This is a genomic window from Ancylobacter sp. IITR112, assembly GCF_041415945.1.
Classification (GTDB): domain Bacteria; phylum Pseudomonadota; class Alphaproteobacteria; order Rhizobiales; family Xanthobacteraceae; genus Ancylobacter.
This window is the reverse complement of sequence record NZ_JBGCUS010000001.1, coordinates 2,091,763-2,105,368: the sequence shown is the minus strand read 5'-3', so window position 1 is coordinate 2,105,368 and position 13,606 is coordinate 2,091,763. Positions and strand designations below refer to the sequence as shown.

Annotated in this window: 2 protein-coding genes (1 of these 2 cut by a window edge); both read right to left on the bottom strand. The window is 68.7% G+C overall.

Going from position 1 to position 13,606, the window contains the following annotated elements:
* Positions 1-3,430 carry the 5' portion of an autotransporter-associated beta strand repeat-containing protein gene (locus tag AAC979_RS10185; RefSeq protein WP_371346715.1) on the bottom strand. It extends 14,720 nt beyond the left edge of the window, so 3,430 of the gene's 18,150 nt are visible here — the first part of the coding sequence; its start codon is at positions 3,428-3,430; its stop codon lies off the left edge, out of view.
* The gene (locus AAC979_RS10180) at positions 3,431-13,606 is read right to left on the bottom strand and encodes an autotransporter-associated beta strand repeat-containing protein (protein ID WP_371346714.1); all 10,176 of its coding nucleotides are present in this window, start codon (positions 13,604-13,606) and stop codon (positions 3,431-3,433) included. It lies immediately after the preceding gene.

Here is a 13,606-nt window from a genome sequence, read left to right as displayed (position 1 = left end):
TGCCGCTGAAAATCCGGGTGCCGCCGCTGTAGTCGTTGTCGCCGGTAAGAACCAGCGTGCCAGCGCCGACCTTCGTGATGTAGCCGGTGCCGGAGATGGTACCGTTCAGCGTCAGCGTCTTGTCGCTGGCGACAGAGAAGCCGCCGGAGGACGCCATCGTCACGGCACGGTTCGAGGTGACGTTCTCTGTGACCGCCAGCGTGCCGCCCTTCATGGTCAGCCCGCCGGTCGTGGCGCCGAGTTTGCCGTCGTCGCTGATCGACAGCGTACCGGAGGAGATGGTGGTGCCGCCGGTATAGGTGTTGGTGCCCGACAGGATGAGCGTGCCGCTGCCGGTTTTGGTCAGGCCGCCTTCGCCGGAAATTTCGCCCGACAAGGTGAGAGTCGTGTCCGCATCGGTGCTGAATGTGCCGGCGCCGGTGAGGGTGACGGCGCGGCCGGTCTCGAAGCTCGCGGTGGTCTTGAGCGTGCCGCCATTGAAGGTCAGCCCACCCGACTCCTCGCCGAGATTGAGGTTGTCGCTGACCGAGAGCGTGCCGGCGTTCAGCTCGGTGCCGCCCCGATAGGTGTTCTCGCTGGTGAGCACCAGCGTGCCGGCGCCCGCCACCACGAGCGCGCCATCGCCTTCGAGGGGGCCGGTGAGGGTGAGCGTCGTCTCGTCCGCCACGGCGAAGACGCCGTCGGCGGTGAAGTCGGCACGGCGGCCCGAGGTGAAGCTCTGCGTCGTGGCGAGCGTGCCGCCGGTGAAGATGATCGCCCCCGACGCATCGCCGAGATTTTCGTCGGCGCTGATCGAGAGCGTGCCGGCGGCGATGGTGGTGTCGCCGGTATAGGTGCTGGTGCCGCTCAGCGTCAGCGTGCCGCTGCCCGCCTTGGTGAGCGCGCCGGAGCCGCCGATCTCGCCGCCGAATGTAGCGGCGTCGCTGCGGTTGAAGACCAGAGAGGTGCCGCTGGAAAGGGTGACCTCGCCGACCAGGCTGCCGGACGTGCCGCCATCGCCCACCTGCAGCGTGCCGGCGGAAACCGTGGTGCCGCCGCTATGGGTGTCGGCGCCGGCCAGGATGAGCGTGCCCGCGCCGGTCTTGGAATAGGCGCCGGTGCCGGACAGGGTGCCGGTGAGGGTCAGGGTGAGGCCGGCACCGGCATTGAGGGTGCTGGTGCCGACCACGGCGATCGTGCGGGCGGAGGTGACATTCGCGGTGATGGCCAGCGTGCCGCCATCGAGGGTGACGCCGCCGGTGGCGTTGCCCAGATTGGCGTCGCTGGAGATCTGCAGGGTGCCGCCGCCGGAGAGGATGGTGCCGCCGGAATAGGTGTTGGTGCCGGCGAGGACCAGCGTTCCCGCGCCCGACATGTTGAGCGAGCCGGTGCCGGAGACGACCCCGGACATAGTGAGCGTCGTGCCGGAGAAGGCATTGAGCGAGGCGCTGCCGGACAGTAGTACGGTTTTGCCATAGGTCAGGGTGGCGGAGGTGGCCAGCGTGCCGGTGCCGATGGTGAGGGCGCCGGTGCCGAGATTGTTCGCGGTGGCGATCTGCAGCACGCCGCCGGAAATGGTGGTGCCGCCGCTATAGGTATTGGTGCCGCTGAGCACCAGCGTGCCCCCGCCCGACTTGCTGAGCGAGCCGGCGCCGGAGACCACGCCGGAGAGCGTCAGCGTCGTGCCGGTCGCGGGCGAGAGCGTGCCGGTGCCGGTGAGCGTGACGGCGCGGGTGGACGAGAAGGTCGCCGTCGTCGCCAGCGTGCCGCCGGTGAAGGTGAGCGTGCCCGTTCCGCCGAGATTGTTGTCGGCCGCGACCTGCAACGTGCCGGCGGCGATCGTGGTGCCGCCGGTATAGGTGTTGGTGCCTGACAGGGTGAGCGTCCCGTCGCCATTCTTGAGCAGCGTGCCGGCACCGGAGACGACGCCGGAATAGGTGAGGTCATTGCTGCGGTTGAAGGCGAGGGTCGCGCCGCTGGAGACGGCAACCGAGTTGCTTGTGATGCTGCCGGTCTCGCCGCCATTGCCGATCTGCAGCGTGCCGAAGGAGACGGTCGTGGCACCGGTGTAGGTGTTTGTGCCGGTGAGGATCAGCGTTCCGGTGCCGGATTGGGTGAGCTTCCCGCTGCTGGAGATCGCGCCGGCAAAAATGACGCTGTCGCTGCGGTTGAACACCAACGTGTCAACCACGATGACGTTGCCGGTGATACTGCCGGTGGTGCCGCCATTGCCGATCTGCAGCCGGCCGGTCGAGATCGTCGTGCCGCCGGTATAAGTGTTCTCGCCGGTCAGGATGATCGTACCGGAGGCGGATTTGGTCAGGCTGCCTGCGCCGGAGATCACGCCCTCATAGGTCAGCGTCCCGGTGCGGTTGAACTGGAGTATCGCGCCGCTGGCGACGCTGATGGTGGCGCTCTGGATGCTGCCGTTCGCCGACGAGCCGATCCGCAGCGTTCCCGCCGACACCGTCGTGGCGCCGGAATAGGTATTCGCGCCCGTCAGCGTCAGGGTACCGGCGCCGGTCTTGGTGAGGCTGCCGGTGCCGGAAATGACGCCGGAAAGGGTGGACGTCGTGCCGGTGGCGGTGCTGACGGTGCTGCTGCCCTCCAGCGTGATCACACGGTCGCTGGACAGCCCCGCCGTCACCGCCAGCGTCGCCCCGCTCAGGGTCAGCCCGCTGGTGTTGGCGATACCGGCGCTGCTGCTGATCGACAGCGTGCCGCCGGAGACAAGGGTGGCGCCGGTGTAGGTGTTGGAGGCGGAGAGCACCAGCGTGCCGTCGCCGGTCTTGGTGAGCGAGCCGGAACCGGAGATCACGCCGGAGAGAGTCAGCGTCTTGTCGGCAGCGGCCGAAATCGTGGCGCTGCCGGTGAGCGCCACGTTGCGGGCGGTGGAGAAGGTGTCTGTCACCGCCAGCGTGCCGCCGTTGAAGGTCAGGTCGCCGGTGCCGCCGAGATTATTGTCGGCACTGACGGAGAGCGTGCCGGCGGAGATGAGCGTGCCGCCGGTATAGGTGTTGGCGCCGCTCAGCGTCAGCGTGCCGTAATCGGTCTTCTCCAGCCCGGCCGATCCCGCCAGCACGCTGCTGATGGTCGCCTCGGTGCCGGCGCCCGACACGACGCCCGTGCCGACGCGGATCGGGGTCGGCGCGGTTCCGGTGAGGGTGATCGTCCCGCCCGACACCACATAGCCCGAGGTGACGAACTGCATGCCGGTGGTGTTCACCGCGCCGTCGGTGGTGTCGACCGTCACCGCGCCGGCGGTGCCGGCGAAGATGGCGTAGTTGCCGTTCCAGGCCGAGGCTTCCGAGCCGAGGCCGTTGGTCCAGTTGGTGCTGCCGCTGCTCGCCGTCCAGGTGCCATCGCCACCGACGACCTGCCCGGTGGCGTCGGTGGTGGAGCCGTTCCAGTACTGGATGGTCGGGTCGGTGCCGTCGACGACGAGATTCACCTAGCCCGGCACCGAGGTCTGCACCGTGCCGGTGAGCGTGCCGCCGAGCGATGTCAGAACGATGCCGTTGTCGGTGAGGTCGCCGGTATAGCTGATGAAGGTATAGACGCCGGTGCCGAAGCCCGCCGCCTGCGTCACGTTCAGCGTGCCGTCCAGCGTCACATCGCCATTGACGGTGAACACCCCGCCGGCCGCGAGGGCGCCGAGCGTCACGTCGAGCGTGCTGGACGAGGAGAGCGTCAGCCCGGTCATGGTCGTGCCGGCACCCTGCACGCCCGCGAGCGTGGCGCCATTGGCCACCTGCACCGTGCCGCCGACGCTGCCGGTCAGCGTCAGCGTGCCGGCGGAGACCGTCGTGGCGCCCGTGTAGCTGTTCGCGCCCGAGAGGGTGAACGTGCCGGCGCCGGTCTTGGTCAGGCCGCCGGAGCCGGAGATGACGCCGGAGAAGGTGCTGCTGCTGGCGTCTCCGCCGGTGGTGAGCGTGTTGCTGCCGAGCGAAAGGCTGCCGGCGCCGGCCAGCGAGCCGACGGTCTCGTCATCGCCGAGCGTGACGCTGGCGTCCGCGGCAATGGAGAGCAGGGCGCTATCGGACAGCGAGGCGCCGCCGCTCAGCGCCAGCGTGCCGGCCGACACCGTGGTGCCGTCGGTGAAAGTGTTGGTGCCGGAAAGGGCGAGCGTGCCGCTGCCGGTCTTGATGAGGGCGGCGGAGCCGGAGATGACGCCGGAGAGGCTCAGCGTCGTCGAGTCGGCGGTGTTGAACGTGCCGTTGCCGGCTAGCGTCACATCGCGTGTGGCGGCGAACGTCCCCGTCGTCGCCAGCGTGGCGGCGTTGAGGGTGAGCACGCCGGACGCCGCGCCGATATTGGCATCGGACGCCACCTGCAGCGTGCCCGTGGACACCGACGTGCCGCCGGTGTGCGCATTGGTGCCGGAGAGCACCAGCGTGCCGGCGCCGTTCATGATCAGTTGCCCGGCGCCGGAGCTGTCGCCGGTCACGGTCAGCGTTGTGCCGCTGTCGGGGGTGATCGTACCGTTGGCGGTCAGGGTCAGGTTGCGGGCGGCGGTGAAACTGCCGGTGGTCTTCAGCGTGCCGCCATTGAAAGTGAGCCCGCCCGTGCCGCCGAGATTCGAGTCGGTAGCGACCTGGAGCGTGCCGGCGTTCAACTGGGTGCCGCCGGTGTAGGTGCTGGTGCCCGAGAGCACCAGCGTGCCGCTGCCCTCCTTCACCAGCGCGCCGGTGCTGGAAATCACCCCGGCCAGCGTCAGCGTGGTGCTGGCGGCCGTGTTGATCGTGCCGGTGCCGGCAAGTGTGATCGCGCGGGAAGAGCTGAAGGTGGCCGTGGTGGCCAGCGTGCCGCCATTGAAGGTGATGAGCACGCCTCCCTCGCCGAGATTTCTGTCGGCCGAGACCTGAACCGTGCCGGCCGAAATCGTCGTGCCGCCGTAATAGGTGTTGCTCGCCCCCGTCAGCACCAGCGTGCCGGTCCCGGTCTTGATCAGCGTGCCGCCGTTCCAGATCTGCCCGGACAGCGTGAGGGTGGTCCCGCCGGCAACATCGAACGTGCCATGGGTGTTCAGCGCCACCTGACGGCTGGTGCTGATGGTTCCCGTCGTCGCAAGTGTGCCGGTTGAGAGGACCAGGAGGCTGCTGGTGCCGAAATTGGCAGCGTCGCCGACCTGCAGCGTTCCTTCCGATACGTTGATGGTGCCGGACAGGGTGTTGGCACCGGTGAGGACGAGCGTTCCGTTTCCACGCTTGGTGAGCTGGCTGCTGCCGGAGACCACGCCGGTGAGGGTGAGCGTGACGCCCGTATTCGTGTTGATCGTTGAGTTGCTGGTCAACGCGACCGCGCGCGCGGAACTGAAGGTGCCCCACACTTCCAGGCTACCGCCGGCCAAGGTGATACCGCCGGAGACATCGCCCAGATTGGCATCGGAGGAAATCCGCAATGCGCCCCAGCTTGCGGTGGTTCCGCCCGTATAGGTGTTGGTGCCTGTGAGAACCAGGCGCCCGGGGGCGCTGGCGTTCAGTCCTCCCGTGCCGGAGATCGTGCCGCTGAGGGTGACTTCGCCGGAAATGGCGCTGATGGTGTTCGCGCCGATGAGCGTGACGGACCGGGCCACCGTGAAGGTGCCGGTCCCTGTCAGCGTGGCGTTTGAGAGGGTGAGACTACTCGCCGTATTGCCAAGATTGGCGTTGGACGAAATCTGCAGCGTGCCGCCGGTCACGGATGTGCCGCCGGAATAGGTGTTGCTGCCGGACAGCACCAGCGTGCCGGCGCCGGTTTTGGTAAGGCTGCCGGTGCCGGAAACGACACCGGAGAGGGTGAGCGTGGTGCTGCTGGCCGGGGCAATGCTGCCATTGCCGGTCAGCGTGATCGCGCGGCTGGAAGAGAAGGTCGCCGTCGTCGCCAGCGTGCCGCCGGTGAAGGTGAGCGCGCCTGCTGCGCCGAGATTGGCGTCGGCGGCGACCTGCAGCGTGCCAGCGGAGATCGTCGTGCCGCCGCTATAGGTGTTGGTGCCGGAAAGGATCAGCGTGCCGGTGCCGGTCTGCGCCAGCGCGCCGGCGCCGGAGACCACGCCGGAGAGGGTGAGCGTGCCCGCGCCGGATGAGGTGAGCGTGCCGGTGCCGGAAATCGCGCTGGACAAAGTGAGCGTGGTGCCGGTGGCCGGGGCAATCGCAGACGCGCCGCTGAAGCTGACCGCACGGGCGGAACTGAACGTCGCCGTCGTCGCCAGCGTGCCGCCGGCAAGGATGAGGCCGCCGGCCGCGTCGCCGAGATTGGCGTCGGCGCCGACCGACAGCGTGCCCGTCGAGACCGTGGTGCCGCCGGTATAAATGTTGGTCCCGGAGAGGATCAGCGTGCCGTAATCGGTCTTTTCCAGCCCGCCGCTGCCGGCGATGGTGCTGGAAATGGTCGCGACCGTGCTGGCGCCCGCCTCCACGCCGGTGCCGACGCGGATCGCGGTCGGCCCGCTGTCAGCGAGCGTGATGGTTCCGCCCGACACCACATAGCCGGAGGTGACGAACTGCATGCCGGTGGTGTTCACCGCGCCGGCGCTGGTGTCGACCGTCACCGTGCCGGCGGTGCCGGCGAAAATCGCGAACTTGCCGTCCCAGCTTCGGGCGATGGTGCCGAGGCCGTTGGTCCAGTTGGTCTCGTCGCTGTCGGCCGTCCAGGTGCCGTCGCCGCCGACCACCTCCCCGGTGGCGGAGGTGGTGGTGCCGTTCCAGTACTGGATCGTCGGGTCCGAGCCGTCGACGATGAGGTTGACCTTGCCCGGCACCGTGGTCTGCAGCGTGCCGGTGAGCGTGCCGCCGAGCGGCGTCACATCCATGCCGTTATTGGTAAGGCTGCCGGTGTAGCTGATGAAGGTGTAGACGCCGGTGCCGAAACCGGCCGCCTCGGTCACATTCAGCGTGCCGTCCAGCGTCACGTCGCCATTGACGGTGAACACCACGCCGGCGGCGGGCGTGCCCAGCGTCACGTTGAGCGTGCTGGTTTCGGAAAGCGTGAGCCCGGTCATGGTGGTGCCGGCCGCCTGAACGCCCGCCAGGGTGGCCCCGTCGGCCACCTGCACCGTGCCGACGCTCCCGGTCAGCACCAGCGTGCCGGCCGATACCGTCGTGCTGCCGCTATAGCTGTTGGCGCCCGACAGAGTGAGCGTGCCGGTGCCGGTCTTGGTCAGGCCGCCGGAGCCGGAGATGACGCCGGAGAAGGTGGTGCTGCTGTTGTCGCCGCCCACCGTCAGGCTCGCGCTGCCCAGCGCGAAGGTGCCGCCGCCGGCGAGGGAGCCGATCGCCTCGTCCGCGTCGAGCGTGACGCTCGCTCCGCTGGCGATGGTGAGAAGGGCGGTATCCGACAGCGCATTGCCCCCGCTCACGGCAAGCGTGCCGGCGGAGACCGTGGTCGCGGCGGTCGAGCTGTTGCTGCCCGAGAGGGCGAGCGTGCCGGCGCCCGTCTTGGTGAGCGTGCCGCTGCCGGAAATCGCGCCGGAAAGGGTGAGCGTGGTCGAGGTGGCGGTGTTGAGCGTGCTCGCGCCCGTGAGTGCCACGTCGCGGGTGGCCGCGAAGCTCGCCGTCGTCGCCAGCGTGCCGCCGGAGAGGGTGAGAACACCCGTCGCCGCGCCGAGATTGCTGTCGCTCGCCACCTGCAGCGTGCCGGAAGCCACTTCCGTGCCGCCCGTATGCGCGTTGGTCCCGGTCAGGATCAGCGTGCCGGCGCCGCCCATCACCAATTTGCCGGCGCCCGAGCTGTTGCCGGTGGCGGTCAGCGTCGTGCCGCTGTTCGGGGCGAGCGTGCCGGTGCCGGTGAAGGTGAGCGCGCGGGCGGTGGAAAAACTGGCCGTGGTCGCCAGTCGTCCGCCATTGAAGAACAGCCCGCCGCTCAGATTACCGAGAAGCGTGTCTCGGGAGACCTGGATCGTGCCGGCATAAAGTCCAGTGCCGCCGCCGTAATCGTTGTTGCCGGGATAGGCGAGAATGAGCGTGCCGGTGCCGTTCTGGATCACAGACGGTTCGGTCGGAAGCGTGCCCAATGTCCCGATGGGACCGGTGAACGTAAAGGTATCGGAGCGGTTGAACACCACCTTGGTGCCGTAGGCGAGGCGGATCCAGCCGGCATCCCCGGTCGTGCCGCCGTCGCCGATCTGCACCGTGCCTTCGCGGATCGCGAGCGCCCCGGCAAAAGAAGTGCCGGTCAGGATCATCGTGCCGCTGCCGAGCTTGCCCACCTCTCCGCGGCCGGTGATGTTGCCGGCATAGGTGAAGTCGTCATCGCGGTCGAAATTCAGCGTCATGTTGGCGGCGACGACGGCATCTCCTGTCAGACTACCGCTGACGCCATCGCCGATGATCAGCCGACCCTCGGTAACCGTCGTGACGCCCGTGAACGTGTTCGTTCCGGTCAGGATGTAATCGCCACTGCCCGTCTTCTCGAAGCTGCCGGTGCCGGAAATATCGCCCGCGAAGGTGGTGGTGCCGGTGACGTTCACCGCCAGCTGGGCGTTGTTGACGATAGTGCCGGTGAGGGAGCCGCTGATGCCGTCGCCGATCTCCAGCCGCCCGGCCGAAATCGTCGTGCCGCCGGAGAAATCGCTGCTGCCGCTCAGAATCAGCGTGCCGGTGCCGGTCTTGACCAGGCTGCCCGTGCCGGTGATCGCCCCGGCATAGGTGAGGCTGTCGGAGCGGTCGAAGATGAGCGTCGCGTCGTTGACGATATTGCCGGTGAGCGAGCCCGCCGTGCCCCCATTGCCGATCTGCAGGATGCCGCCAGCGATGGTGGTGACGCCGGTATAGGTATTGGCGCCGGTCAGGACCAGCGTGCCGGTGCCGGTCTTGGTGAGCGCGCCGGTGCCGGAGATCACGCCGGAGAGGGTGAGAGTGGTGCCGGCGGCCGGGTCCAGCGCGCCGGTGCTGGCGAGCGTCACATTGCGCGCCGAGGTGAAGCTGGTCGTGGTCTCCAGCGTGCCGCCATTGAGGATCAGCACGCCCGCCGCATCGCCCAGATTGGCGTCGGCGCTGACCTGCAGCGTGCCGGTCGAGAGCGTGGTGCCGCCGCTATAGCTGTTGGTCCCGGTGAGGATCAGCGTGCCGTAATCGGTCTTTTCCAGCCCGCCGGTGCCGACGATGGCGCTGGAAATCGTCGTCACAAGCGTCGCGTCGCTCGCCGCGCCCGAGCCGACGCGGATCTTCACCGGCGTACTGCCGGCGAGGGTGAGGGCGCCGCCCGTCACCTCATAGCCCGAGGTGACGAACTGCATGCCGGTCGGGCTGATCGCCCCGGCGCCGGTGTCGATCGTCACCGTCCCGGCCGCGCCTTCGAACAGCGCGAAACCGCCATTCCACGCCTGGGCGGTGGTGCCGGTGCTGTTGGTCCAGTTGGTGGTGTTGCCCGCTGTCCAGGTGCCGCTGCCGCCCGCCACCGTGCCCGACGCGGAGGTGGTGTTGCCGTTCCAGAACTGGATGGTGGAAACCGTGCCGTCGACGAGCAGGTTGACCTGCCCCGGCGCCGAGGTCTGCACCTCGCCGACATAGCCGCCGGTGAGCGGCACCAGTTCGATGCCGTTATTCGTCAGGCTGCCGGAATAGCTGATGATGGTGTAGAGGCCGGTGCCGAAACCCGCCGCCTGCGTCACATCCAGCGTGCCGTCGAGCGTCACGTCGCCGGCGACATCGAACACCCCGGCACTGGTACCGAGCGTTATATCGACCGTGGAGCCGGAAGAGAGTACCAGCCCGCCAAGGGTGAAGCTGTCGCCCTGCACGCCGGAAAGCGTGCCGCCATTCTGCACCTGCGCGGTGCCGCCCAGCGTGCCGGTGCCCTGGAGGGTCGCCCCGCTGCTCACCACCGCGCCGCCAGCGAAGCTGCCGGTGAGGTTGAGCGCGCCGGCGGTGACGTTCAGCGGGCCGGTGCCGCCGCTCGTGCCGGCAAGGGTGAACGTGCCGGTGCCGGTCTTGGTCACGCTGCCGGTGCCGGAGAGGGCGCCGCCAAAGGTGAAGCTCTCGTCGGTGCCGCCCAGAGTGAGGGCGTGGCTGCCGAGGGCCAGCGTGCCGGTGCCGGTGAGCGAACCCAGCGTCTCGTCGGCGTCGAGCGACGCGGTCGCGCCGGTCTCGATGGCAAGGCGGGCGCTGTCGGCAAGCGCGGCGCCGCCGCTCAGCTCGAGCGAGCCGGCGGCAACCGACATCGTCCCGGTAAAGGTGTTGGCGCCGGAAAGGATCAGCGTGCCGGTGCCGGACTTGGTGAGCGTGCCGTCGCCGGAAATCACGCCGGAGAGGGTGAGCGTGGTCGCGTCGGCCGTGTTCACCGTGCCGGTGCTGGCGAGCGCCACGGTGCGGGCGCTGGTGAAACTCGCCGTGGTGGCCAGCGTGCCGCCATTGAAGGTGAGGCCGCCGGAGCCATCGCCGAGATTGGCATCGGCGCTGATCTGCAGCGTGCCGGCGGTGAACGTCGTGCCGCCGGTATAGCTGTTCGTCCCGGACAGGATCAGCGTGCCGTAATCGGTCTTCTCCAGCCCGGCCGAGCCGGCGAGTTCGCTGGCGATGGTCGCCACTGTCGTCGCGCCGGTCGCCGTGCCGTCGCCGACGCGGATCTTCGCCGGGGTGGAGCCGGTCAGAGTCAGTGCGCCGCCCGTCACCACATAGTTCGAGGTGACGAACTGCAGGCCAATGGCGCTGACCGCGCCATCGCTATTGTCCACCGTCACCGTTCCGGCCGTGCCCTGGAACACGGCGAAGCCGCTGTTCCAGGCCAGCGCGATGTTGCCGAGGCCGTTGGTCCAGTTGGTCGTGCCGCCCGCCGTCCAGGTGCCCGCGCCGCCCTCCACCGTGTCCGTCGACTCGGTGGTGCTGCCGTTCCAGAACCGGATCGTCGCATCCACCCCGTCGACGACGAGGTTGACCTTCTGCGGCACGGAGGTCTGGATGGTGCCGGAGAGCCCATCGCTCAGCGCCGACACCTCCATACCGTTGTCGATCAACAGGCCCTTGTAGGTGAATATGTTGTAGACGCCAGTGCCGAAGCCGGCCGCCTCGGTCACATTCAGCGTGCCGTCCAGTGTCAGCTGGTTGCCCACCGAGAACACGCCGCCGACGGCGACATCGCCCAGCGTGACATTGACCTGGGTGCCCGATTCCAGCGTCAGATTGCGCAGGATATCGAGGCCCGCGCCCTGCGTGCCCTGAAGCGTGCCGCCGCTCGACACCACAACGGAGTTTGAAAGCGTGCCGATGGAGCCGGTGCCCTTGAGGGTGCCGCCGCTCTGAACCAAGACGGATGTCGCCGTGAAGGCCGTCACCTCGACCGTGCCGGCGGCGATGGTCAGCACGCCGGTCGCGCTGCCGCTATTGCCTGCGAGGGTCAGCGTGCCGGTGCCGGTCTTGGTCAGGCCGCCCGTGCCGGAGATGTCGCCGGAGAAGGTGGAATCGGTATTGTCGCCGCCGGCGGTCAGCGTGCTGGTGCCGAGGGAGAGAGTGCCCGCGCCGGCCAGCGAGCCCACCGTCTCATTCGCCGCCAGCAAGACGGTCGCGCCGGCGTCGATGGTGAGGCTGGCCGTATCGGAGAGCGACGCGCCGCCGCTCAGCGCCAGCGTGCCGGCAGAGACGGTGGTGGCGCCGGTATAGCTGTTGGTGCCGGAAAGGCTCAACGTGCCGCTGCCGGTCTTGGTCAGGCCGCCCGTGCCGGAGATGTCGCCGGAGAAGGTGGAATCGGTATCGTCGCCGCCGGAGGTGAGGATGTAGCTGCCAAGGTCGAGGCTGCCGGCGCCGGCCAGCGAGCCGATGGTCTCGTCATCGCCGAGCGAGACGCTGGCGCCGTCCTCGATGGTGAGGCTGGCCGTATCGGACAGCGACGCGCCGCCGCTCAGCGCCAGCGTGCCGGCGGAGACGGTGGTGGCGCCGGTATAGCTGTTGGCGCCGGTAAGGCTCAGCGTGCCGTCGCCGGCCTTGGTCAGCCCGCCATCGCCGGAGATCGTGCCCGAGAGGATCAGCGTGGTGGAGGCGCTGGAACTGAACGTGCCGGCGCCGGTGAGGGTGACGGTACGGGCGGAGGTGACGTCCGCCGTCGTCGCCAGCGTGCCGTCGTCGAGGGTAAGCCCGCCCGAAGCATCTCCCAAATTATTGTCGGCGCTGACCGAGAGCGTGCCGCCGGAGATCGTCGTGCCGCCCGTATAGGTGTTGGTGCCGGAAAGGGTGAGGGTGCCGTCGCCGGTCTTGGCGAGCGCGCCGTCGCCCGACACAATGCCCGAGAGCGCGGCCGTGCTGCCATTGGTGTCGATCGTCGCTGCCGCGCCGGATTTCAGCACCATCGCGTTCGACGTCGTCAGCGCGGAACTGACGCGCAGCGTGCCGCTGCCGAAATTGAACGTGCCCGCACCGCGTATGCCGTTGGTGCCGCCGACGACCAGCGTGCCGCCGTCGAGATTGAACGTGCCGGTGCCCGAGCCGAAGCTGAGATAGCTGGAACCCGACAGGGTCAGCGTGCCGCCGGTCATGTTGACCGTGCCGGTCGACCCCGCAACGCTGGCGAGCACGAGGGTGGTGGCGATATTCGCCGACCCGCCGGAGATATTGAACGTGCCGGTACCGCCGGCGGAGGCGCCAAAGATGATCTGGGCCGAGCCGCCGACATTGCCGACATTCAGCGTGCCGGCGGAAAGATTGTAGGTGCCGGTGCCGCCGGTGCCATAATTGCTGAGATCGCTGCCGAAGCGGATCGGATTTTGCAGCGACAGCGTGACCTGCGAACCCGCACCATCCTGCGTGATGGTGCCGACGCCCTTGGAATCGCCGACATAAAGCTGGCCGCCGGTGAAGTTGCCGGTGGTGATCGAGAACTGGGCGTTGTCGGCAACGACCAGCGTGCCGATGGAGGCCGTGCCGCTGCCCGCGGCGCCGGAGGTGCGCGAGCCGATATAGGCGGTCATGCCCCCCTGCGAGGCACTGAAGACCGCATTGCCCGTAAGATTATAGGTGCCGGTTCCGCCCTGGGTGCCGAGGTCGAGGCTGCCGGCGCTGTTGAAACGCACCGTGCCGCCGGACTGGTTCACCGTCCCCGTCACCCCGCCGCCGCGGCCGACGGCGAGCCCGCCATAGTTCAGGCTGCCCTCACTGGCGGTGTAGAGAAGTTCGCCGCTGGTGATGTTGAGGAAGCCGGTGCCACCGGTTGTGTTGGAAGAGCCACCGCCGACCCAGATGCGGCCGACGGACGTTGTCGGCGCGGTGCTGCTGTCCGCCAGGTTCACCTGCAGCGTGCCGCCGTCGATGTTGAGCGTGCCCGTGCCGCCGTCGCCGATCTCGATGCGGCCGTCGCTGGACCCGCTCGTCGTGTCGATGTTGATCGACGCGCCGCTCCGCAGTGTCAGCGTCGCGTCGCCGGCGGCGGTGCCGATCTTGAAAGGCGTGGTGTCGAAGGTGATGGAGAGCAGATAGTTCGGGTTCGGAAGGATCCAGTCCGCGCCGGCCACGAACGGGCCGCCGTTGCCGCCTTCTCCCTGGCTGTTGGCGATGATGGTGTCGGGCTGGCCGCTGTTGATCGCGCTGTCGACTGCGGCGGTGAAGGCATCCTGGGTGGTGACGGTCACGGTATCGGCGCGCGCGGCATCGAGCGCGCCCACCTGGCCCATCATCGACAGAGCGGCGACACCAGCGCATAGGCGCGCCGCGCGTGCTTTCAACAA